Origin of the sequence: Flavobacterium sinopsychrotolerans (assembly GCF_900110375.1) — a bacterium.
Classification (GTDB): Bacteria; Bacteroidota; Bacteroidia; order Flavobacteriales; family Flavobacteriaceae; genus Flavobacterium; species Flavobacterium sinopsychrotolerans.
Genome location: NZ_FODN01000002.1, coordinates 77,597 through 103,289, shown reverse-complemented (window position 1 = coordinate 103,289; position 25,693 = coordinate 77,597). Strand labels below are relative to the sequence as shown.

The window sequence follows — 25,693 nt, the reverse complement described above, 5'->3', positions numbered from 1 at the left end:
TAATTTCTAATGAAACTCCCCAAACAACATAGAAGCCTCATTGTAAGCACTTTCAAAACTCATTGGACTCATATTTGTAAATTCCTTTTGTGCCGTAAAATAGGATAATAATTTCTCTGTAGGCATGTTACCAGTAAGATCATCTGTAGCCATTGGACAACCACCAAAACCTTGGATGGCACCATCAAAACGACGGCAACCTGCTTTGTAAGCAGCATCAATTTTCTCAAACCATTTATCAGGTGTGGTATGAAGGTGTGCACCAAATTCTATTTCGGGATATTTTGGAATCAAATTCGAAAACAAATACGAGATTACATCAGGAGTCGAACTTCCCACCGTATCCGAAAGTGACAGGATTTTCACTCCCATAATGGCCAATTTTTCAGTCCACTCTCCTACTATTTCAACGCTCCAAGGATCGCCGTATGGATTTCCAAAACCCATTGATAAATACGCCACCACTTCTTTGTTGCTTTTAGCTGCAATTTCCAGAATTTCCTGTAAGGTGATTAATGATTCGGCTATGGTTTTGTGGGTATTCCGCATTTGGAAATTCTCAGAAATCGAAAATGGAAAACCTAAATAACGTATTTCAGGATGAACTGCTGCCAGAGTTGCCCCTTGTGTATTAGCAATAATCGCTAAGAGTTTGCTTCGGGTTTGAGACAAATCAAGTCGTGCCAAAACTTCGGCCGTATCCTGCATTTGTGGAATTGCTTTGGGCGAAACAAAACTCCCAAAATCAATACTATCAAAACCTACACGCAATAATGATTGAATATAAGCTACTTTTCTTTCCGTAGGAATAAATAGTTTAATGCCTTGCATAGCATCGCGTGGACATTCTATAATTTTTATTGGCTCCATAGGAAGCCAAAGATACTAAAACTTGTAAAGTTGCAAAATTTCTAACTTACTAAATTTTCAAAAACAACAACAATCTTATGATAAAAAACACCTTGTTTTGACAAGAAACGGTTAATTTTTTTAAAACTGAATTACTTTTTTGAAACCATTTGAAAACCAATCATAATGTGAGCTGATAAATGAAGTAGAAACAACAATAAATCGAATTATATTGATTTTAAAAGCCTAACGATTCTATTATTTTTCATTCATCAAAATATTTAACTATTTCTAAAAGCATTGCTTATTATTTGCATCTAGTAAATAAAAAGCCCGGAATCTAAAATTGATTTCGGGCTTTTACAAAATTTTCACAGGAACTATTCGATAGGCAAAATAAGTTCTGACGTTATGGCTTCTAAAACCTCAAAAGCAGTTTCTGCCATCTTATTTCCTTTGGTATCCAATAATGGATTTACTTCCACAAATTCAATGCAAACAACTTTTTTGGTTTGAATAATTTGATTGATAATCGCTATGATTTCATATTGATCAAAACCTTTTGGAACTGGTGTTCCTGTACCATAGGAAATCATATCACAATCCATGGAATCCACATCAAAAGAAATATACAAGACTTCACAATGCGTCAGTTTTGATAAAGCTTCGGCGACACACATTTGCAATCCTCTGAAACGTACCTCATCAACTTTATAATTTTTGATATGCAATTTTTCAATTTGCTTGTCTTCTTCTTCTTCGGTATCACGAACTCCAAAATAAATCAGATTATCAGCCAAAACTTTCGGTCCTTTATAGCCTATATTCTTCATATCTTCCCAATGCCGTTGGGTTTCAGCTGGGACTTCATTATTCTGGCAACTCAAATTATCATCCCCAAGAGCCGCTGACAATGGCATTCCGTGAATATTTCCAGATGGCGAAGTGTAAGGCGAATGCAAATCGGCATGGGCATCAATCCAAAAGACTCCGATATTTTGCTCAGGATATGCCGCTTTTATGCCACTTAAAGTTCCTAATGCCGATGAATGATCTCCTGATAATACAATTGGAAAATAATTTCCCTCTAAATTTTTCTTTACCGCATTACAAACTCTGGTGCATTGCTCCACAACGTGCTCAATCCTTTTAGCAGAAGAACTTCGATTTTTATCATATATGGATTCGTTATGCGTTTTTACATCTTCAAATTCAAATTGATTAAAATAATCGCTGTTTTTATTAATTGCAGCAATTTCGATAGCATCAATTCCTAAATCGGAACCTCGTGTACCAGCTCCTATATCGGATCTGTTCTTTATTAATTTTATCGCTTTTCCCATCATAATTACAATTATCTAAAATCGTTTAATGCTCTTTCGATAATAGCAAGACATTCCTGAATCTGAGATTCTGTGATTACCAATGGTGGCGCTAAACGAATTTTATTACCATGTGTAGGTTTTGCCAATAATCCGTATTCGCTGAATTTCATACAAATATTCCAAGCCAGATCAGATTCTTCATCACAATCGATAACAATAGCATTCAATAATCCTTTACCTCTAACCAATGTAATTAATGAATTTCTAGATGCAATGGCATTCAGTCCAGTTCTTAAAACTTCACCCAAGTGAGCTGCATTTTGTGCCAAATTTTCTTCTTTTACTACTTCAAGTGCTGCAATAGCAACAGCAGCTGCAATTGGGTTTCCTCCAAAAGTAGAACCGTGTTGCCCTGGTTTAATCACATTCATAATAGGATCATTGGCTAAAACTGCCGAAACAGGATAAACACCTCCAGAAATCGCTTTCCCTAAAATAAGGATGTCTGGTTTCACTTCTGGTTTGCCTTCACATCCTTTTTCACAGTCACAATTTCCACAAGTGGCCAATAATCTTCCGGTACGGGCAATTCCTGTTTGCACTTCATCAGCAATGAATAAAACATTATGTGCTGCACAAAGCGCTTTCGTTCTTGCTAAATATCCTTCAGAAGGAACATAAACTCCAGCTTCACCTTGTATAGGTTCCACTAAAAATCCTGCAATATTTTTGGTTGATTTCAATACATTTTCCAATGCTTCAACATCATCGTAAGGGATTTTTATAAATCCGGCAGTAAAAGGTCCAAAACTTTTACGAGCACTCTCATCATTTGAAAATGAAATGATTGTTGTTGTTCTTCCGTGAAAATTGTTTTCACAAACGATGATTTGTGCTTGATTTTCAGGAATTCCTTTTACCTCATACGCCCATTTTCTACATAATTTCAAAGCGGTTTCCACTGCTTCGGCACCTGTATTCATAGGCAACACTTTATCAAAACCAAAATACTTGGTTACATATTCTTCGTACGGCCCCAATTGATCATTATGAAAAGCACGTGAAGTCAAAGTCAATGTTTGTGCTTGATGTATCATAGCACCAACAATTTTTGGATGACAGTGTCCTTGATTTACGGCAGAATATGCCGATAAAAAATCATAATATTTTTTTCCGTCCACATCCCAGACATAAACACCTTCGCCTTTTTCTAAAACTACAGGTAAAGGATGGTAATTGTGAGCGCCGTATTGATTCTCTTTTGCTATCAACGCTTCCGCTTTTGAAGAAAGGTTTTGTGCTGTATGTGTCATAATATTTCAGATTTATTATTTAAAAGAACAAAATTACTATTTTTTTTTAATTTACCAATAAAAATAAATATTTTGACTTTTAAAAAGATGTTATTTAAAAATATTTCTTTAATTTAGATTAAAAATAAGTCATTTTTAAATTTACAATTCAATTTACAGATGTATTTCGAAATAAATAAAAATAAGTACTTTTATACCAATACAAAAGCATCATTTATAATTAAAAGAACATGGATATAGTAGACGAATTCGATATCAATATTATTAAGGAATTAGAAAAAGACGGAAGAATGGCCTATTCTGCCATTGCAACCAATTTAAAAATATCAAACACCATGGTGCATCAACGCATCAACAGATTAATGGAACAAGGAATACTTACTGGAATAAAACCTGTAATCAATGAAAAAAAAGTAGGGTATGATTGGGGATCTTTTACTGGAATTACCTTGAATAAAGATCAAGATTCTGATAGGATTATTGAGGAACTAAAAAACATTCCAGAAATAACAGAATGCTATTACATCACCGGATCTTTTACCCTTTACATAAAAATCATTGCCAAAGATCATGAGCACATGCGTAAAGTTCTTTATGAAAAAATAGATAACATTCCCGGTATTGCCAAAACGGATTCTATAATTGAACTGGGTTGCGCATTTAAACGAAATGTAAGTCTCTAACATAATATTCCATAAAAATGAAGCATTTCAAGTACCATTTGCCACTGATAGTTTTAGTTTTTTGTTTTGGTTTCCCCATGTTTTCACAAAAAACATCAAATCAAGAAATAGAAAGACTAAAAAAACTCTCGCAACAAGTCACCATCATCAGAGATAATTGGGGAATTGCGCACGTTTATGGCAAAACGGATGGTGATGCCGTTTTTGGAATGTTGTACGCACAATGTGAAGACGATTTCAAAAGGGTAGAAATGAATTACATTGAAAAACTGGGAAGACTTTCGGAAATCAAAGGACAATCAGTTTTATACAATGATCTAGAAATTAAACTTTTGATGGACACCGAAGAAGCCAAAGCAGATTATAAAAAAGCGGCACCTTGGTTGAAAAAATTATTAAACAGTTATGCGGACGGAATCAACTTTTACCTGCACAATCACCCCGAAGTAAAACCCGCTTTACTAACTCATTTTGAGCCTTGGTTTCCGTTACTTTGGACAGACGGAAGCATTGGAGCCATAAGTACCGCAAATCTTACTACTGGAGAATTGAAAGCTTTTTATTCTGGAAACACCGATAAAGTGGCCTACATAGAACGGGAAAAAGACGTGCAAACCGGATCTAACGGATTTGCAATTGCTCCTTCAAAAACAGCATCAGGAAACTCCATTTTATACATTAATCCACATACTACTTTTTATTTCAGGCCAGAAATACAAATGAGCAGCGAGGAAGGATTGAACGCTTACGGAGCAGTGACTTGGGGACAATTCTTTATTTACCAAGGATTTAACGAAAACTGCGGTTGGATGCATACCTCATCAAATGTGGATGTAGCGGATATGTATGCCGAGAAAATCGTGACTAAAAACAATAACCTATTTTATGAATATGATAATAAATTAGTTCCGGTTATCGAAAAAAAAATAACTATCAAGTACCTGGAAAACGGAAAACTCATCCCTAAAACATTCAATACGTATTACACCAATCACGGCCCAATCATGGCCAAAAGAGACGGGAAATGGATTAGCTTAAAATCAAACAATCGTTCGATGAAAAGTCTGGAACAAAGTTGGATACGAACAAAATCAAAAAGCTTTGCAGACTATAAATCAGCAATGGATTTGAAAGCAAACACCTCAAATAATACTGTTTACGCTGACAAAGAAGGAAATATTGCGTATTGGCACGGAAATTTTGTTCCTATTCGGGACAAAAAACTGAATTGGTCAAAAGTGATGGACGGCACAACGCCGACAACGCAATGGAAAGGATTACACGAAGTTTCAGAAACAGTTCATTCCTATAATCCAATAAACGGCTGGCTGCAAAACTGCAACTCTACACCTTACACAGTAGCAGGTGAGAACAGTCCAAAAGAAGAAAATTACGTGCCGTACATGGCTCCTGACGGAGAAAGTTTTAGAGGATTAAATGCCGTTCGATTATTGAGCAAAGGTGATAAATATACCTTAGACAAAGTAATTGCTGACGGTTATGACACGAAACTGACGGCTTTCGAATTTCTGATTCCAGCGTTAATTTCTAGTTTCGAGAAAAATATCAGTACCGAAGATCCACTTTACACAGAACTTTTAGAACCGATAACACTATTGAAAAATTGGAATTATTATGCCAAAGAAAATTCTGTGGCTACAACCTTAGCAGTGGAATGGGCTTATAAATTAGATCCTATTATTCAAAAAGTATATACTAATGAAGGAGAATTGGACCAAATAGAAAACACCAGTAATTTTGCAAAAAATGCTTTTCCGGACCAACTGATTCCGCAGTTGCAAATGGTGGTGAACGATTTGAAAATTAAATTTGGAACCTGGCAAATTCCTTGGGGAGAAATCAATCGTTTCCAGAGAACTTCCGGTGACATAAATCTGATTTATAATGATGCCTTGGAAAGTTTGCCTATTGGTTACGGACCGGCACTTTGGGGAAGTTTACCCGCTTATAAAAGCAATTACCAAAAAGATACTAAAAAACGCTATGGAACAAACGGCAACAGTTTTGTGTGCGCAGTCGAATTTGGACCAAAGATAAAAGCCAAATCAATACTTGCAGGCGGAAATAGCGGTGATCCAAAATCGAAACATTTTTACGACCAAGCCGAAATGTATCGAAAAGGACAGTTCAAAGACGTTTTGTTCTACAAAGATGATGTCCAAAAAAATGCCGAAAAAACCTATCATCCGGGAGAATAATAACTCCTCGGTTCATTATAAGAATTAAAAATACTGTTATCAATTAAAAAAATCACAGTTATAATTTCAGAATAAATTAATTGAGATATTTGTAAAAATAAAAACAATCAATATGAAAAATATTTTCTTTGCCTTATTAGGATTTCTTTTGTTTTCCAATGGCGCTATTGCACAATTGAAAGCAGTAAAATACACAGACGGAAATCAAAAACTAAACGGGCTATCAATTGCGCCAAAAAAAGGAAGCAAAACTAAACCTGGAATTTTGATTCTTCCTGCTTGGAAAGGTATTGATAACCACTCCAAACAATCAGCAGAAAAACTATCAAAAATGGGTTATTATGCATTTGTAGCTGATATTTATGGTGAAGGAAACTACCCAACAAACACTCAAGAAGCCGGAAAACAAGCTGGTTTTTACAAAACCAATATTGCTGATTATCAAAGACGTATTCAATTAGCTTGGGATCAATTAGTGAAAGCCGGCGCAAATCCTGATAATATTGTAGTAATTGGATATTGTTTTGGAGGAACAGGAGCACTTGAAGCAGCGAGAGCAGGAATGAAAATTCAAGGAGCAGTTTCTTTTCACGGTGGTTTAGGTCGTAATGCTTCCAGAGTAAACAATCCAATAACTGTCGAAATTTTAGTTTTACACGGCGCAGATGACACGTATGTTCCAGCTGCAGAAGTAGCCGCATTTCAACAAGAAATGAGAGATACGAAAGCAGAATGGGAAATGATTTATTACGCAAATTCAGTACATGCCTTCACTGAAATTGAAGCTGGAAACGATAATTCAAAAGGTGCTGCTTACAACGAGAAAGCTGCAAAACGTTCTTGGGAGCGCATGAATTCTTTCTTAAAAGAAGTTTTGAAATAATCTAGGAAATATAATTTTTTCAAAAACAGTATAAGTTCCATTTTTTTGTTAGTTTTATAAATTAAAATGTAGCAAAAATTCTATAATTTATACTGTTTTTTTTATGTCTAAAAGTAAAATCCGAAACGACAAAACCTGCCTTAATTGCAGATACGTGGTAGAAAATAAATTCTGTCCTAATTGTGGACAAGAAAATACCGATACCAGAAAGACGTTTCACCACCTTTTTATCCATTTTTTTGAGGATTTAACACATTATGAAAACGCTTTTTGGCGCACTATAAAAAATCTTTTATTCAAACCTGCTGCGCTAACTAAAGAATACCTTTCCGGAAAAAGATTGTCTTATTTGGCTCCAGTTCGACTTTATATTTTTATAAGTTTTATTACTTTTCTATTGATTGCCATTTTCCCCGGTGAAATCAATTCTTCAGAAAAAACTATCGAAAAGAAATCCACCATTACCACCAAAAACAAATCGTTTCAGAATACCATAACCAAAAATGATTCGGTTAAAAAGAACCAAACTGGTTCAAATGAGGAAGAAGAGGGAGTTCAAGATTTTGGATACAACTCCGTGGAACAATTGGACTCTATCCAAACATTTCAAGATTTTGGATACGATTCCGTGGAACAACTGGACTCTATCCAAAAAAATGCTCCGGAATCAAAAAAGCTGTCCGATTTTAGTTATTGGATGAATAAAAAATTCCAAATCGTTAAAGAGAACAACACACAAAGCGAAATCATTGAAAAATTCATAAGCTCCTTTACCCATAATTTACCCAAAGTTCTATTTGTATTCATGCCTATTTTTGCTCTTTCCCTCTGGCTTTTCCACAATAAGAAACGCTGGTATTACTTTGATCATGGTATTTTTACCTTACATTACTTTTCCTTTTTGTTGTTACTATTTTTGTTATTGTTTCTAATTAACAAAGGATTGACACCATTTTCAGAATCGAATCTCGTTTCTTTCATACAAATAGTAATTAATTTTATTGGTATTGGATGGATGATTTATTATTTCTATCCGGCACATCATCGTTTTTATGGTGAAACCCGCTTGATATCCTTTATAAAAAGCAGTCTACTATTTTTTATTAACTTCGTGCTAATTATTATCATATTATCAATCTTTGCTATTTACACCTTTATTAATTTACATTAAAAAATGAAAAAAATCCCTTTATTAGGTTTAATGGTTGCTTTAACCATAAGCTGTACAACTCAAAAGGCGAGTGTCACTCATGTCGACCCAACAAAATACATGAATACAATTACCTCGGATGAACTAAAAACGCACTTGTACATTGTAGCTTCAGACGAAATGGAAGGTAGAGAAACCGGGTCTGCAGGTCAGAAAAAAGCAGGTGTTTACCTCATCGATCAATACAAGAAAAACGACATCAGCTTCCCAACTGGTGCTTCAGACTTTTACCAAAAAATTCCTGCTGCTTTCCTGAATGACAAGCGAAATAAAAATTTACCAGATTCCGAAAACGTTTGGGCCTATATTGAAGGATCTGAGAAACCAAATGAAGTCTTGGTAATTTCAGCACATTACGATCACGTAGGTACAAAAAACGGAGAAATTTATAACGGTGCCGATGATGATGGTTCCGGAACTGTTGCTTTACTTGAAATTGCACAAGCGTTCCAAATTGCTAAAAAAGCAGGACACGGCCCAAAACGTTCTATCCTGTTTCTTCATGTAACCGGCGAGGAACACGGATTGCACGGAAGCCGCTATTACTCAGAAAATCCTTTGTTCCCGTTAGCGAACACCATTACCGATATCAATATTGACATGATAGGCCGTCGTGACGAAGCACATGCTGACAGTAATAATTACGTATATGTGATTGGCGCAAACCGATTATCAACTGATTTAGATAACATTTGTACCATTGCAAACGCTAAATACACCCAATTAAATTTAGACTACAAATACAACGACCCAAAAGATCCAAACCATTTCTATGAGCGTTCGGATCACTACAACTTTGCTAAACACGGTATTCCATCCGTTTTTCTTTTCAACGGAGTGCATGCTGATTACCACAAACCGACGGATAGTCCTGACAAAATTGAATACGATGCGTTGACCAAAAGAGCAAAATTTGCATTTGTAACCGCTTGGGAACTGGCAAACCGTACCGAAAGACCTATCGTAGATAAAAAATAGATTAAATATTTGGGTACATCCACGCTTTCACTAGCGTTACAGAGTGGTCGGGCTATACGCTAAAATCTTTTATACTTTGTCAGGGTTAAAAAACCCTGACAAAGTATAAAGGATTTCCACTGTTATCCCTTGTGCAAACCCCATAAAAAAAGAGCTTTGAATCACTTCAAAGCTCTTTTTTTTATCATTTATTTATTAAACCCTTTCGTCAAATTCTATTTTATCTGAACTATCAATTTTATACAAAGGCTCCTCAATAGGCAATGTAAAATAAAATGAAGAACCAATTCCTTCAATACTTTCAACCCATATTTCACCATCATTTTTTTCTAAAAATCCTTTCACCAATAACAACCCAATTCCGGCACCTTTGTTATCTTTTCTTGCTTTAGAAAGCGTACTCATTTGTGGGGTAAAAAGCTTACTTTGCACCTCTTTTGACATTCCAATTCCGGAATCCTTTATCTGAATTATTACTTTTTCCGCTTCAATTTTCGCCAAAACGGTAATTTCCCCTCCAGGTAAAGAATGCTTGATGGCATTAGAAATTATGTTTTGAAAAACAGAAAGCAACATTTTTCCATCTGCAAAAACACTGATGTTGGGTTCGATTTCATTAAGGAGATTTATGGAATTTAAAGAAGCCGATTCCTTCAATGATTCAAAAACCTTTTGTACAAAATCAAAAAGCTCAATTTTTGCAGGAGAAAACACCTCCGAGGCATATTTTATTCTTGCCCATTCCACTAAATTATCCAACATGTTTAACTCATCTACTGCAGTTTTTTGAAGCAAATCAAGCATTTCTTTTGCCTTACTGGATTCTAATCTGTCAAAATTTGTTTTCAAATACTCAGCCGTTCCGATAATTCCAGATAACGGACTTCTTAAATCATGGGAAACAATTGCAAGAACATTCTCTTTGTGCGTATTAAGGTCTTCCAGTTCTTTTACATATTTTTTTATGGCATCCTCCGATTTCTTTCTCTCCGTCAAATCTCGCAGAATTTTTACGTAACCTAACATGTCACCATCAATTCCAATAAGCGGAAAAACCAAACCATAAGCATAAAATTCATTCCTGTCTTTACAAATATGCCATCTGTTATCCGTAGCTCTCCCCTCTTTTAATGCAGCTTGAATTTCTGATTGCGGAATACCATTTTGTATATCTTCTTCAGTAAAAATAACATCAAAATGCTGTCCTATAATTTCGTCAGCTTCATATCCAAATATTTTGGTTGAACCTGAACTCCAGCTATTAATTATAAATTCATTGTCAAGAGTAAAAATCGAATAATCTTGTAAACTATCTATTATTTGGCTATAAAACTCGGCTGTTGGAATGTAATTACTTTTAAGAATTTTAGAATTGATTTTCTCTTTTTCCATTAAATTATGTAAATAATATTTAAAATTTTGAAAGCTTATTTTCGATTGATTTAACTATGCAATGCGTTCAAAGATACACAAAAGAAAATACGATTTCTGTAAAACACAGAATATAACCCCTAACAGAAGAATGTATGTCCGAAATCCTACATGACTTCTTTAATACCACTCTGATACTATTTCCCTTTTACAATTTTCAAGCCAAAAAACAGCACCTATAATCCACGAAACTTTATCCCACAAAAAAAGCCTCGAATTTCTTCGAAGCTTTTGCTTTCTGGGTGGGAGACGGGGCTCGAACCCGCGACCCTCGGTACCACAAACCGATGCTCTAACCAACTGAGCTACAACCACCATTTGCTTAGCGGTGGCAAATATACGACATAAGTTTACTTCTGCAAATATTTTTTTCAAAAAATTACACGAAATTTATATCAAATCTCCTAAGCTATTGACTGCCAAATATCTTTCTACAGTAAAACCTTCTGCATGATCGACCCCAGTGAGCCTTCCTAAATCTCTAGAACGGTAATTCAGGCTCTCCAAGAAGTTTTTACTTGAAATTGGCGACTCTGGTTCCTTAGAATTTGCATCATAAAACTGCGAACTGTAAGCCAAAATAGATTCGATTTTTTTATCGGTGAAACCCGTAATGTCAACCACAAAATCCGGTTCTATATTTTTCCACTGTATATAATGATACACTAACTTTGGTCGCCAAGCTGTTTGTTGCTCTCCATCCAATTCAGTTTCGATTTTCATTAATCCAGATAAAAAACAAGCGTCTGACACTAATTGACTTCCTTTTGCATGATCAATATGACGGTCATCAATCGCATTACACAAAACAATTTCCGGTTGATACTTGCGAATCATTTTTATGATTTCTAATTGATGCTTTTCGTCATTGACAAAAAACCCATCACGCATCTCTAAATTTTCACGAGCTGAAACTCCCAGAATTTTTGCAGCAGCATTCGCTTCCTGATCCCTGATTTGAGCTGACCCACGAGTTCCTAATTCACCACGGGTCAAATCAATAATCCCAACTGTTTTTCCTAAAGAGATTTCTTTTAAAATGGTTCCTGCACAACCCAATTCCACATCATCTGGATGCGCACCAAAAGCAAGTATATCTAATTTCATTTAAAATTCGTTTAATGTTTTTTTGTTTAATGTTTAAAGTTGCGAATACTACTTCAAATCCAATATTTTCTTCATAGTCATTGATTTATTGACACTTTCCCTCCATTCTTTTTCAGGAATACTATCCTTTGTAATACCACATCCCACATATAAATGCGCTTGATTATCTTTGATTTGCATGCATCGTAAATTCACATACAAATCTGATTTAATCTCTCCTTTATTAAATCCTTCTTTGTTTAATTCGCCTAAAAAACCGGTATAATATTCACGGTCATAGCCTTCATGTTCCAAAATAAAATTTTTAGCAACCTCTTTTGGTAATCCACACACAGCGGGTGTTGGATGCAAAACAGAAACAACTTCTTTCAAACTTGAATTGTCATTAATAACCCCTTCAATATCGGTTTTAATGTGTGCTAAAGTCCCAGCTTGTGCAGTGTAAGGGCTAGAAACGGACACTTCTGAAGTCAATTCCTTTAGATTATCCAAAATAAAATCAGTAACAAACTGTTGCTCTTCTATTTCCTTTTTCTCCCAGACAACTTCTTTATTACCTTGAAGCTTTTGCGTTCCGGCTAATGACATCGTATAAAAAGTATTCGTATTAGCCTTTAGTAATCGTTCCGGTGTGGCGCCCATCCATAAACCTATTTTTGGGTGAAACCAGCAATAGCAAAAAGCGGTGGGATAATTTTGAATTAATTTTTCGAAAATTGAAACTAAATCAAAATTTGACAAACCAACAATTTCTTTTCGTGACAAGACCACTTTTTTCAAAGTCCCTTTTGCAATAGCATCAATTCCTTTTTGGACAAGCATTTCAAAATCTTCTTTCGCTTGAATGTCTTCTGAATCTATGAAATCCGAATCCTCATTTTCCTTAGAAGAAGTAATCAGGGTTTCCCATTTTACCGATTGATTTCTAGGAATCAATATCATCTGACTGCCGTCAAAAGGAGCAAAAACAAATCCCGTTTCTTCAAAATTCTCGGCAAAATATAAGTGGTCGTTATTTTGAAAAAAACCTATTAATTTGATGTTATTTGGTTTTCGGTATAATACAAAAGGTAGATTTTTAGCTTTTTGTTGCTTTACTTTTATAAAAAAATCGATCATATATAATGTATTAAAATATAAATTCCACTAAACCTAAAGGCATTATGATTTGCTTAATCGTATCGAAACCATCTTGGTCAATTTGACCGAAACTGATTTTTAACTTTAGCTACAGTTAAATCCAATTATTGATTATTGATTTTCGCTTTTTCTTTTTGGCAAAACCATATTCGTCAGCTTGCAAAGTGAAATTAAGTTATTGTTTTCATCCTTAATTCGTATTTCCCAAAGATGAATGCTTCGGCCCTTGTGGACAATCTTAGCGGTTGCTGTTACAATTCCATCTCGTTTTGCTTTCAAGTGATTGGCTGAGATTTCAATTCCGCGCACCTCGCTTAGTTCTGAATTTACATAAATCATAGAGGCGGCGCTGCCCACACTTTCTGCTAAAGCCACCGATGCTCCGCCATGCAATAATCCCATTGGCTGATGCACGGAAGGATTCACAGGCATTGTAGCAACCAGAAAATCTTCTCCTGCGTCCGTATATTTAATATTCAACGTTTCCATTAAGGTATTTTTAGAAACGTGATTGCAATAATGAAGTATTTTTTCTTTGTCGAATGTCATATTTTTATCTTTAAAAATGTAAAAATAATTAAAAGATAAGTCACATAACAGTAAATACAATTGTTATTCTGATTTCGAAATAGATTTTTCCTATTTTTACAAAAAATATAACCAAATGCGCCCCAAAATAGTATTGTTTTTTATTGGAATCATAATGACTATCTGTTCCTGCCGTTCTGATTTTGAGACCTTAGCCAGCACAGGAGATTTAGAATTTTCCAAGGACACGATTTATCTTGACACTGTGTTCTCCAACATCGGTTCCAGCACATACCGACTCAAAGTTTACAACAAAAGTAAAAATGACATTACGATTCCAAGCATTAAATTAGGGAAAGGTTTGAGTTCAAAATATCGAATCTCCGTTGACGGAATGCAGGGAATAGAAGGGAAAATTTTTAACAATGTGGACCTTTTAGCAAAAGACAGTTTGTATATTTTCATAGAAACAACCGCAAATAGTACTGACGCCAATGCTTCTGATTTTTTGTACACCGATCAAATTCAGTTTGACAGTGGCGAAAATCTTCAAAATGTAGAACTGGTAACACTTATACAAGACGCTGTTTTCCTGTATCAACAGCGTTTTGCTGACGGAACAACTGAAACACTTCCAATAGGAAACGAAAAAATTGATGGCTTTTATCTGGATGAAAATGATCCTGTCAATGGGAACGAATTGCAGTTTACGAATGACAAACCGTATGTAATTTATGGCTACGCAGCGGTACCTTCAAATAAAACGGCTACTTTTGAAGCAGGAACTAGAGTACATTTCCACGCTAATTCTGGACTTATTGTAGCCAACAATGCCTCTGTAAATATTAATGGAACTCGCTCAACAACAGATAAATTAGAAAACGAAGTCATTTTTGAAGGAGACCGTTTAGAACCTGATTTTTCTGATGTTCCTGGACAATGGGGAACCATTTGGCTGACTGATGGAAGTACCAATAATACTTTAAATCACCTCACGATTAAAAATGCAACAATTGGTTTGTTAATTCAAAACAATGATGGCACGACCGTTTCTGTAAAAAATACCCAAATCTACAACAGCAGCAACTACGGTATTTTAGCGCAGACCGCAAAAATAAACGGAGAAAATGTAGTCATCAACAATGCCGGATTAGCCAGTTTAGCCTGCACTTATGGAGGAAATTATACGTTCACCCATTCCACTTTTAATAATAATTGGAACAGCTCGCAACAGGTTGCCGTTTTAGTAAGTAATTATATTTTGGGAGAAATTCCGGAAGCGAAAGATTTAACCGCAGCCACGTTTAACAACTGCATTATTTATGGTTCTTATTCAAACGAAATGAGTTTGACCAAAAAAACGGGAGCCGCTTTTGAATACCAATTCAACAATTGCTTGATAAAATTTGATAACATATCCAATCAGTTTACGACGAATCCCGATTATCAATTCAATACGGATACCGCACATTACAATGCTATACTTTTGAATAAGGATCCAAAATTCTTCAATATTTCACAAAACAAATTTAATATCGATGAAACTTCGGCCGCTTTCGCAAAAGGGAATTCGGCGTATCTGATTCCACTTGATATTATAGAAAAAACTAGAACTTTACCACCTGATTTAGGTGCGTATCAGAACAAAGCTTTTCCAAAATAAACCGCTCTGAATTAGCGCATTCTAACTATTTAAAAATTAAAAAGGACCTTTCTCGAATTAAACATTTAGTAACCTCCAATATCAATTTAAATAGTAGTTTTGTCAAAATTTTAATCCATAAATCAAATTAATTTTAAACCAAGTAATCCACTTAAAGTATGAAACAAATCTACTCGCTACTCTTTTTATTCCTTTTCACAGCAGGTTTTGCACAAGCGCCAGATGGCTATTATGCCAATGCCACAGGAACCGGCTACACGTTGAAAACTCAATTGTACAATATTATCAAAGACCATACAGTTCTTAGCTATGGAGATCTATATGTTACCTATGAAACGTCAGATATTGATAATTTCTTTGAAAAAGATGGTTCGGTTTTAGACATGTATTCCGAGAATCCTGCAGGAACAGATCCTTACATTTATAGTATTGCAAATACGCAAAGATGCGGAAGCAGCGGTTACGCAAAAGAAGGAGATTGTTACAACAGAGAACACATTATACCACAATCTGTGTTCGGTGAACAATCACCTATGGTTTCTGATGCACATTTCATCACACCTACAGATGGAAAAGTAAATGGAATAAGGAATAATTACCCACATTCTGTAGTAGCAACTGCTACTCAAACTACTCTTAATGGGAGTAAACTTGGTGAAAGCACAACAACTGGTTACACAGGTCCAGTTTTTGAACCAATTGATGAATTCAAAGGTGATATTGCCAGAATGTATTTCTATTTTGCCACTCGTTATGAAAATACCGTAGCCGGATATAATTACCCAATGTTTAATAATTCAACCAATAAAGTATTTACACCTGCATTTTTAAATCAATTACTGGCTTGGCACAATCAAGATCCGGTAAGTGCTAGGGAAATTGCGCGTAATAACGCCATTTATGCACGTCAAAATAATAGAAATCCTTTTATTGATCATCCAGAATATGCAGTGTCGGTATGGACTACAGAACCTGCAGATACTGAAGCTCCAACGGCAGCAACAAATTTGGCGGTAACCACTACTACTTCAAACTCGGCTACTTTAACATGGACGGCAGGGACAGATAATATTGCCGTTACCGGTTATGATGTGTATGTAAACGGTACTTTCAAATCAACAGAAACTGGTCTAACAGCCACTGTATTAGGTCTTATACCGTCTACTACTTATTCCTTTTATCTAATAACAAGAGATGCTGAAAGAAATTCTTCACTTGCCAGTATTCCTGCGGAAGGAACTACAATAGCTGCACCTACTGGCGGAACTACTGCATCAGGAATATTCTTCTCAGAATACGTTGAAGGTGGCGGTAATAATAAATTATTAGAAATTGCTAACTTTACTGGAGCTACAGTTGATCTAACAGTATATTCTATAAAAAAACAATCAAATGGTGCTGGAGCTTGGGGTTCAGGATTAGCCTTAACAGGATCCATAAATACTGGTTCAGCGTATGTAATTGCATACAATTTAGCAGCTACAACTTGTTACAATCCTGCAAGTGCTAATTTATCAACTGCATCTACTGAGGTACAGTATAATGGAAACGATCCTATTGGTTTATTCAAGAATGATGTTTTAATAGATATCATTGGAACATTTAACGGAGGATCGGCAAATTTTGCAGTTGACGAGACTTTGAGAAGAAAAGCAAGTATTTCAGCCCCAAATACAACTTTCAAAAAAACTGCTGAATGGGATCTATATGCTAAAGACATTTGTAACGGTTTAGGAAGTCATTCATTGGCAACCCTTTCTAACGTTGATTTTGATTCTAATGAATTCAATATCTATCCAAATCCATCAAACGGAAATATCAAAATAAATTTCGAAAATTCGAATGAAAAATATTCTGTTCAAGTATTTTCAATATTGGGACAAAAAGTTTTTGAAAAAGAATACACCAACAGTTCTTCTGCTGCGGTAAACAATCTTCAAAAAGGAGTTTACTTAGTTAAAATAAAAAACGATAATAAATCGGTTACTAAAAAACTAATTGTAAACTAGTTTAAAAAACGAACTATTTATTCAAAGCGGCAACTATTGCCGCTTTTTTTGTTCTCATTTAAAAAAAGGATGCCTTACCTCTTTATTTCAGCATAGCTTTTTGGTTTCCTTTCTTTTACTGTAATCTAAAATAAGACTAAGATTACAATATCTCAAATGTTAATAATTATGTTAAGAAAATCATAATTATCTTCATAATTCCTTAACATAAACCATCGGAAAAGTTATAAATTTGCGCATATTCAGTATTTTAAGATTTAAATTCAAGTTTTTGAAAACTGAAACTAACCCCAAAAACCAAAACAACTTTGAATTATGAAAAAAATCTACTCTGCCTTATTATTGTTATTCGTCACAGCTGGTATCGCCCAAATACCGAGTAATTATTACACCACCGCCACAGGAACTGGCTTCACATTAAAAACACAACTCTATAACATCATAAAAGGCCACACAGATAAAGGATATTCTGGATTGTACACAACTTACCAAACATCAGACAGGGATTATTACTTTGAAAATGACGGTACAATATTAGATATGTATTCGGAAAAGCCTACAGGAACAGATCCTTACTCCTATTCTGCAGGAACAACACAAAGATGCGGTACCTATAGCGTAGAAGGCGATTGCTACAACAGAGAACACATTATTCCACAATCAACTTTCAATTCTGCCGCACCAATGGTATCCGATGCACATTTTATCACACCTACAGATGGAAAAGTAAACGGACAGCGTTCTAATTACCCACACGGACCGGTAACTTCTGCAACTTGGACCTCCTTAAACGGAAGTAAACTTGGAGCAAGTACAACTTCGGGTTATTCCGGGCCTATTTTTGAGCCTATCAACGAGTTCAAAGGTGACATTGCACGCATGTACTTTTATTTTGCAACACGTTACGAGAATACTGTTGCCGGCTATTCCTATGCAATGTTCAATGGCACAAGTAATCAGGTTTTCACTACAGCTTTTTTAAACTTATTGATAACATGGCACAATCAAGACCCTGTGAGTTCCAGAGAAATTGCTCGTAACAATGCTATTTATACGTCTCAAAACAATAGGAATCCATATATTGATCATCCTGAATATGTACAAGCAATATGGAATCCAACTGCTGATGCACAAGCTCCTACCGCTCCCGCAAATTTAGTGTCATCTACAAAAACAACTACTACAATTTCGCTTAGTTGGACAGGTTCCACTGACAATACAGCTGTAACTGGCTATAATGTATATATGAACAGCGCTTTAAAAACAACAGTAACTGGACTTACCACTACTATTACGGGATTAACGGCTTCAACAGCCTATTCTTTCACTGTAAAAGCTAAAGATGCCGCAGGGAATATTTCTGCAACGAGTAATACCCTGAATGTCACAACGGCTGCAACTGGTTCAACTGCAACCGATTTATTATTTTCTGAATATATTGAAGGTTCTTCAAATAATAAAGCGTTAGAAATTTCAAATGCAACTAGCGCAGCGATTAATTTATCGATTTACAGCATCAAAAAACAAACCAATGGAGCCGGTGCCTGGAGTACAGGACTATCCTTAACCGGAACGTTGAATAACGGAAGTAAATTTACCATCGTAAATAGTTTAATGGCATCCAGTTGCTATCCAATAAGTTCTGCAAACATTTCTACATCGGCAACAGAAATGGCTTTTAACGGAAACGATGCTGTAGGTTTATTCAAAAATGGCGTCTTAATTGACATCATTGGAACTTTTAACGGCGGAACAGCTAACTTTGCAGCGGATCAAACCATCCGAAGAAAAGCAACTGTTACTTCTCCTACGACTACTTTCAATAAAACGACCCAATGGGATTCTTATACATCTGATACGTGTAACAATTTAGGAAGCCGCATCGTTGCAAAAGAGTCGAAAACAGAAACTGTTTTAGATATCGATGCAATTGTTATTTATCCAAATCCATCCCATGGAACTTTCTCTATCAATAATTCGAATAAAATGTATTCTATCGAAATTTATTCTATTATCGGTCAGAAAATTTACAGTGAAGAAAACAGCACCAAATCAGAAATTACGCTACCAAACATTGCGAAAGGAACGTACTTAGTTCGCGTTAGCATCGATTCGGATTCGGTCATAAAAAAATTAATAATCAACTAATTCTAAAAGCGGCAAATTTGCCGCTTTTTTTATAGCCAAAATTTAATCTTAATTGTCTAAATTTGCACCGCAATACAACAAACTACATAACAATGATCCATTTCTTTGAAAACCAAAGCAAAACTGTTTTTGCCGTACACACGCAAAACGAAATTTCGGCTCAAGACATTTCAAAACTTAACTGGCTTTTTGCCGATTCAAATAAAATAGAAAAATCCGTACTGACGGATTTTTTTGTTGGTCCTCGCGCCACAATGATAACGCCGTGGAGCACTAATGCTGTAGAAATCACCCAAAACATGGGAATATCTGGCATCATTAGAATTGAAGAATTTCACAAAGCAACAGCTGATTTTTCTGATTTCGACCCGATGCTTTCGCAAAAATATGCCGAGTTAAATCAAGATATTTTTACTATCAACGTACTTCCGGAAGCCATTTTGGACATCGATGATATTGCTGCTTACAACCAAAAAGAAGGATTGTCTTTGAGTCCGGATGAAGTAGAGTATTTAGACAATTTAGCGATTAAATTAGGACGAAAACTAACCGATTCTGAAATTTTTGGTTTCTCGCAAGCCAATTCAGAACACTGTCGTCATAAGATTTTCAACGGAAAATTCATCATTGACGGTGAAGAAAAAGAATCTTCTTTATTCAAATTAATCAAAAAAACATCTCAGGAAAACCCTAACGATATTGTTTCGGCTTACAAGGACAACGTTGCTTTTGTAAAAGGGCCACGTGTGCAACAATTTGCCCCAAAAAGTGCTGACAAACCTGATTTTTATGAAGTGAAAGAATTTGATTCGGTTATTTCTTTAAAAGCAGAAACACATAATTTCCCAACAACTGTAGAGCCTTTTAACGGAGCTGCAACGGGTTCTGGAGGAGAAATCCGTGACCGTTTAGCAGGTGGACAAGGTTCTTTGCCAATGGCTGGAACGGCAGTTTACATGACTTCATATTCTCGTTTAGAAGAAAACAGACCGTGGGAAAACGGTATGAGCGAAAGAAAATGGTTGTATCAAACCCCAATGGATATTTTGATCAAAGCGTCAAACGGAGCTTCTGATTTTGGAAATAAATTTGGACAACCTTTAATTACAGGCTCAATCCTGACTTTCGAACACGAAGAAGATGCTCGCAAATTAGGTTTCGACAAAGTGATTATGCAAGCGGGTGGAATTGGTTACGGAAAATTAGATCAAGCGATTAAGAAAAAACCACAAACAGGCGATAAAATTGTTATCCTTGGTGGTGAAAATTATAGAATTGGAATGGGTGGAGCTGCAGTTTCTTCTGCCGATACAGGCGCTTTCAGTTCAGGAATTGAATTGAATGCGATTCAACGTTCGAACCCAGAAATGCAAAAACGTGCTGCCAACGCCATTCGTGGTTTGGTAGAAAGTGATATTAATCCAATTGTCTCGATTCACGATCACGGCGCTGGTGGACACCTAAACTGTCTTTCGGAATTAGTGGAAGATACCGGTGGATTAATTGATTTAGACAAATTGCCTGTGGGAGACCCTACCCTTTCGGCAAAAGAAATAATTGGTAACGAATCTCAAGAAAGAATGGGATTGGTTATCGCCAAAGAAAACATTGATTTATTGCAAAAAATTGCTGACCGTGAGCGTTCTCCAATGTACCAAGTAGGTGACGTAACCGGAGATCACCGCTTTACTTTCGAATCAAAATCAACTGGTGTTAAACCAATGGAGTTTGCTTTGGAAGACTTTTTTGGAAGTTCTCCAAAAGTGGTTATGACAGACAAAACTATCGAAAGAAACTATACTGATTTAGACTATTCTGTAAAAAATATTTCTACCTATTTAGAGCAAGTACTTCAACTGGAAGCAGTGGCTTGCAAAGACTGGTTGACAAACAAAGTAGACCGTTGTGTGGGTGGTAAAGTTGCCAAACAACAATGTGCGGGTCCATTGCAATTGCCATTGAATAATTGCGGTGTGATGGCTTTGGATTACCAAGGAATAGAAGGAATTGCAACTTCGATTGGTCACTCTCCAGTTGCAGCATTGATTGATCCTGTTGCAGGAAGCAGAACGGCTATTGCAGAAGCATTGTCTAACATTGTTTGGGCTCCAATAAAAGATGGTTTAGATGGACTTTCACTTTCTGCCAACTGGATGTGGGCTTGTAAAAACGAAGGGGAAGACGCTCGTTTATATGCAGCTGTACAAGGTTGTTCTGATTTTGCAATCGAATTGGGAATCAATATTCCAACAGGAAAAGATTCACTTTCAATGAAACAAAAATATCCAAATGAAGAAGTAATCGCACCAGGAACGGTAATTATTTCAGCAGGTGGAAATTGTACGGATATTAGAAAAGTAGTGGAACCCGTTTTACAAAAAGATGGCGGTTCTATTTATTATATCAATTTATCGCAAGATGATTTCAAATTAGGTGGTTCTTCGTTTGCACAAACATTGAATACTATTGGAAAAGAAGTACCAACGATTAAAGACGCTGCTTTTTTCAAAAGAGCGTTCAATACCATTCAAGAATTAATTTTAGAAAACAATATCCTTGCAGGACACGATATTGGAAGTGGTGGTTTGATTACTACTTTATTAGAAATGTGTTTTGCCGATGTGAATTTAGGAGCTAAAATAGATTTCTCTGTTTTTGAAGAAAAAGACATCATCAAATATCTTTTTGCTGAAAATATCGGAATCGTTTTCCAAGCAAAATCAGATGCTGAAGTGGAATTTAAATTAAACGCCAATACCGTTTCTTTCTATAAATTAGGAACTGCTACAAATGAAGCGACTTTAGATTTTGGTCCTTGCAAATTAGACATTGCTAAATACAGAGATGTTTGGTTCAAAACTTCGTTTTTATTAGACCAAAAACAATCTAAGAACGGAACGGCTCAAGCGCGTTTTGATAATTACAAAAATCAAGCCTTACACTATACTTTCCCTGCACATTTTACAGGAAAAAAACCAGTTATCAACAATTCTAAACCGCGTCCAAAAGCAGCTATTATCCGTGAAAAAGGAAGTAACTCGGAGCGTGAAATGGCAAATGCCATGTATTTAGCCGGATTTGATGTAAAAGACGTTCACATGACCGATTTGATTTCAGGGCGTGAAACTTTGGAAGACATTCAGTTCATTGGAGCTGTTGGTGGATTCTCCAATTCTGATGTTTTAGGTTCTGCCAAAGGTTGGGCTGGAGCATTTTTATACAATGAAAAAGCAAAAACAGCTTTAGACAATTTCTTTAAAAGAGAAGACACGTTGTCTGTTGGAATCTGCAATGGTTGCCAATTATTCATGGAATTGGAAGTCATTAATCCGGAGCATGAAGTACACGGAAAAATGCTGCATAACGAAAGTAACAAACACGAAAGTATTTTTACATCGGTTACGGTACAAGAAAACAATTCGGTTATGCTTTCTTCATTAGCGGGAAGCACACTTGGAGTTTGGGTTTCGCATGGAGAAGGAAAATTTAACTTGCCAATGGGCGAAGAAAATTATAATATTGTTTCTAAATATGCCTATGAAGGCTATCCTGCTAATCCAAACGGCTCTCATTTTGATGTGGCGATGCTTTGCGACAAAACAGGACGTCACTTGGTCATGATGCCACACATTGAACGTTCTACGTTCCAATGGAACTGGGCACATTATCCAAAAGATAGAGATGATGAAGTTTCGCCTTGGCATGAAGCTTTTGTCAATGCCAGAAAATGGATGGATAAAAAATAATTTAACCTGTTTTTTTTAAATTTATAAAAGCGTTCACCTAACAGTGAACGCTTTTTTACTAAAATTCATTCAATAAATCCAATTCAAAGAAATCGATTTCGCTGAATACCAATAATTTAATTAAAAATTAAATATTTAATTTAAATAAACCAAAATTTATTGTTAATTTTTATTTAATTTGCGATAAATTACAATATTCTAGATAATGATAAATATCACTCGCCTTTTTGATTTTCCATATTATCAACAAGAAAATTTCAATATTCCAGATGCTTTGGTCACTAAGTATAATGGAGTTTGGGAAAAAACATCGACAACCGAATATATCGACAAAGCCAATACGATTTCAAGGGCATTGATTCGGATGGAGATTCAAAAGAATGATAAAATTGCCGTAATTTCAACTAATAATAGAACCGAATGGAATATTATGGATATTGGTATCTTGCAAACAGGTGCACAAAACGTTCCTATTTATCCAACTATTTCGGAAGATGATTATGAATATATTTTAAATCATTCTGGCGCTATTTATTGTTTTGTGTCTGATGAGGAAGTCCTTAGAAAAGTAAATTTAATTAAAGATAGAGTGCCTTCGCTAAAAGAAGTGTATTCATTCAATACAATTGAAGGTACTAAAAACTGGACTGAATTACTTGTACTGGGCAAAGATCAAAGCAATCAAGATGTTGTTGAAGACCGTAAAAACAACGTAAAACCTGAAGATTTAGCAACGATAATTTATACCTCCGGAACAACTGGAAAACCAAAAGGAGTTATGCTTTCTCATCACAATATTGTTTCTGATGTGTTAAGCAGCGCCTCCAGAATCCCATTTGAAGCAGGTAGCAGTAAAGCGTTGAGCTTCCTACCTATATGCCATATTTTTGAGAGAATGATTTTGTATTTATACCAATATTATGGTGTTTCGATATATTTTGGAGAATCAATTGATAAAGTTAGTGACAATATCAAAGAAGTAAAACCAACCGTAATCACTGCTGTACCAAGACTTCTAGAAAAAGTCTATGATAAGATTTATGCAAAAGGAAGTGAATTAACGGGGATTAAAAAGAAATTATTCTTCTGGGCAATTGATTTGGGATTAATCTATGAGCCTTATGGAAAAAATGGTTTGTGGTATGAGTTTCAACTTAAAATTGCACGAAAACTTATTTTTAGTAAATGGAAAGAAGGTTTGGGTGGAAATCTAGATTTAATGGTTTCCGGAAGTGCGGCTTTACAGCCAAGATTAGCCCGTGTTTTTGCAGCCGCAGAAATCCCAGTTATGGAAGGATATGGTTTGACAGAAACATCTCCTGTAATCTCTGTTAACGATATGAGAAATCGCGGTTTCAAAGTAGGGACTGTTGGAAAAGTCATTGACAATGTTGAAGTCATTATAGCCGAAGATGGAGAAATCCTTTGTAAAGGACCTAACGTGATGATGGGATATTACAAAGATGAAAAACTTACAAATGAGGTAATTACTGATGGTTATTTTCATACCGGTGATATTGGAATATTTGACGAAGAAGGATTTTTAAAAATCACAGATCGTAAAAAAGAAATGTTCAAAACATCGGGAGGTAAATATATTGCACCACAATTAATTGAAAACACGATGAAGCAGTCCCGTTTCATTGAACAAATCATGGTCATTGGTGATGGACAAAAAATGCCTGCAGCATTTATACAACCCAGTTTTGATTTTATAAAAGAATGGGCGGTTATTCACGGAATCGACATCGGAAAAAGCAATGAAGAAATAGTCGCTAACGAAAAAGTAATCGAAAGGATTCAAGTTGAAATTGATAGCCTAAATGAAAAATTTGGTAATTGGGAAAAAATAAAACGTTTTGAACTTACTCCAGATTTATGGTCGGTTGAAGGTGGACATCTTACTCCAACCTTAAAATTAAAACGAAAAATAATAATGGATAAGTATATCGATTTATTTCATAAAATCTACATCTAGATTTAAGAAAAAACCTAGTTAATACTCTTCATTCAACTTTTGAAAGTAAGGGAAAAACAATTAAAATAAAAAACCACGAATTGATATTCGTGGTTTTTTCGTTTTATCATCAACTAATTTCCTACTTTATTGTTACGATTATATTTAAATCGTGAATACAATAGACCCGCATCATTCATAATCACAAATTACATCTAAAATTTATAAGACTTGATTCTTCCAACAGAGAAATAAATTAGTTTTTTTTCTACGTTCTATCAGTTATCCTTAAATTATAAAAAACTACTTATAATTACGAAAACTCGTAGTCTCACTAATTAAGTTATAAATCTCAATTATTGTCCAGCACCCGTTTTGTGTGAGGGATGGAAGTGGCATCCTTTTATATAGTCCCGATGCGTCGGGACTATATAAAAGATACAACGTACAGCCCGACCCGAAGGGACACACCCCAAAAAATAATTAGTATAAAAAACAATATAA

At 35.4% G+C, this 25,693-nt stretch carries 17 protein-coding genes and 1 tRNA gene; 10 read left to right on the top strand and 8 right to left on the bottom strand.

Features of this window, described 5'->3' with window-relative positions:
* Positions 1–6 precede the first annotated feature (6 nt).
* The 3 genes from BMX64_RS04745 to rocD form a co-directional block, all read right to left on the bottom strand.
* Positions 7–870 (bottom strand): hydroxymethylglutaryl-CoA lyase, encoded by an 864-nt coding sequence (locus tag BMX64_RS04745; protein ID WP_091166683.1) that lies wholly within the window; start codon positions 868–870, stop codon positions 7–9.
* A gap of 359 nt (positions 871–1,229) precedes the next feature.
* Positions 1,230–2,195 carry an arginase gene (locus BMX64_RS04740; protein ID WP_244273229.1) on the bottom strand — a complete coding sequence of 322 codons (966 nt, stop codon included), beginning with the start codon at positions 2,193–2,195 and terminating at the stop codon, positions 1,230–1,232.
* 8 nt (positions 2,196–2,203) lie between these two features.
* A complete protein-coding gene (rocD, locus tag BMX64_RS04735) occupies positions 2,204–3,487 on the bottom strand; it encodes an ornithine--oxo-acid transaminase (RefSeq protein WP_091166678.1) in 1,284 nt (427 codons plus the stop codon).
* A gap of 230 nt (positions 3,488–3,717) precedes the next feature.
* Between rocD and BMX64_RS04730 the strand changes: the two genes are divergently transcribed.
* From BMX64_RS04730 to BMX64_RS04710, 5 genes are all read left to right on the top strand, one after another.
* Positions 3,718–4,170, top strand: coding sequence for an Lrp/AsnC family transcriptional regulator (locus BMX64_RS04730; protein ID WP_091166676.1), 453 nt, complete (start codon positions 3,718–3,720; stop codon positions 4,168–4,170).
* Positions 4,171–4,187: 17 nt separating this feature from the next.
* On the top strand, positions 4,188–6,389 hold the full coding sequence (locus tag BMX64_RS04725; protein WP_244273227.1) for a penicillin acylase family protein: 2,202 nt from the start codon (positions 4,188–4,190) through the stop codon (positions 6,387–6,389).
* 112 nt (positions 6,390–6,501) lie between these two features.
* Positions 6,502–7,272: a dienelactone hydrolase family protein gene (locus tag BMX64_RS04720; protein WP_091166672.1), complete on the top strand. Its 771-nt coding sequence runs from the start codon at positions 6,502–6,504 to the stop codon at positions 7,270–7,272.
* Between the two features lie 103 nt (positions 7,273–7,375).
* Positions 7,376–8,443 (top strand): DUF3667 domain-containing protein, encoded by a 1,068-nt coding sequence (locus BMX64_RS04715; protein ID WP_091166670.1) that lies wholly within the window; start codon positions 7,376–7,378, stop codon positions 8,441–8,443.
* Positions 8,444–8,446: 3 nt separating this feature from the next.
* Entirely contained in the window at positions 8,447–9,460 is a 1,014-nt protein-coding gene (locus BMX64_RS04710) for a M28 family metallopeptidase (protein ID WP_091166668.1), read from the top strand.
* Between the two features lie 195 nt (positions 9,461–9,655).
* Here the strand turns inward: BMX64_RS04710 and BMX64_RS04705 are convergent, their stop codons facing one another.
* The 5 genes from BMX64_RS04705 to BMX64_RS04685 form a co-directional block, all read right to left on the bottom strand.
* Positions 9,656–10,852 carry a PAS domain-containing sensor histidine kinase gene (locus tag BMX64_RS04705; protein WP_091166666.1) on the bottom strand — a complete coding sequence of 399 codons (1,197 nt, stop codon included), beginning with the start codon at positions 10,850–10,852 and terminating at the stop codon, positions 9,656–9,658.
* Positions 10,853–11,131: 279 nt separating this feature from the next.
* Positions 11,132–11,207: transfer RNA gene (locus tag BMX64_RS04700), tRNA-His, on the bottom strand.
* A 74-nt stretch (positions 11,208–11,281) separates the two neighbouring features.
* Positions 11,282–11,998: a bacillithiol biosynthesis deacetylase BshB1 gene (bshB1, locus tag BMX64_RS04695; protein ID WP_091166664.1), complete on the bottom strand. Its 717-nt coding sequence runs from the start codon at positions 11,996–11,998 to the stop codon at positions 11,282–11,284.
* 48 nt (positions 11,999–12,046) lie between these two features.
* Positions 12,047–13,117 carry an isochorismate synthase gene (locus tag BMX64_RS04690; protein WP_091166662.1) on the bottom strand — a complete coding sequence of 357 codons (1,071 nt, stop codon included), beginning with the start codon at positions 13,115–13,117 and terminating at the stop codon, positions 12,047–12,049.
* Positions 13,118–13,249: 132 nt separating this feature from the next.
* A complete protein-coding gene (locus BMX64_RS04685; RefSeq protein WP_091166660.1) occupies positions 13,250–13,687 on the bottom strand; it encodes a PaaI family thioesterase in 438 nt (145 codons plus the stop codon).
* A gap of 115 nt (positions 13,688–13,802) precedes the next feature.
* Here BMX64_RS04685 and BMX64_RS04680 point away from each other — a divergent pair, with 115 nt between their 5' ends.
* From BMX64_RS04680 to BMX64_RS04660, 5 genes are all read left to right on the top strand, one after another.
* Positions 13,803–15,329, top strand: a complete 1,527-nt coding sequence (locus tag BMX64_RS04680) for a hypothetical protein (RefSeq protein ID WP_091166658.1) — start codon at positions 13,803–13,805, stop codon at positions 15,327–15,329.
* A 158-nt stretch (positions 15,330–15,487) separates the two neighbouring features.
* Positions 15,488–17,338 (top strand): endonuclease, encoded by a 1,851-nt coding sequence (locus BMX64_RS04675; RefSeq protein WP_091166657.1) that lies wholly within the window; start codon positions 15,488–15,490, stop codon positions 17,336–17,338.
* Between the two features lie 315 nt (positions 17,339–17,653).
* Positions 17,654–19,486 carry an endonuclease gene (locus BMX64_RS04670; protein WP_091166655.1) on the top strand — a complete coding sequence of 611 codons (1,833 nt, stop codon included), beginning with the start codon at positions 17,654–17,656 and terminating at the stop codon, positions 19,484–19,486.
* Between the two features lie 92 nt (positions 19,487–19,578).
* Entirely contained in the window at positions 19,579–23,232 is a 3,654-nt protein-coding gene (gene purL, locus BMX64_RS04665; protein WP_091166654.1) for a phosphoribosylformylglycinamidine synthase, read from the top strand.
* Between the two features lie 205 nt (positions 23,233–23,437).
* On the top strand, positions 23,438–25,210 hold the full coding sequence (locus BMX64_RS04660; protein ID WP_091166652.1) for an AMP-dependent synthetase/ligase: 1,773 nt from the start codon (positions 23,438–23,440) through the stop codon (positions 25,208–25,210).
* Positions 25,211–25,693 lie beyond the last annotated feature (483 nt).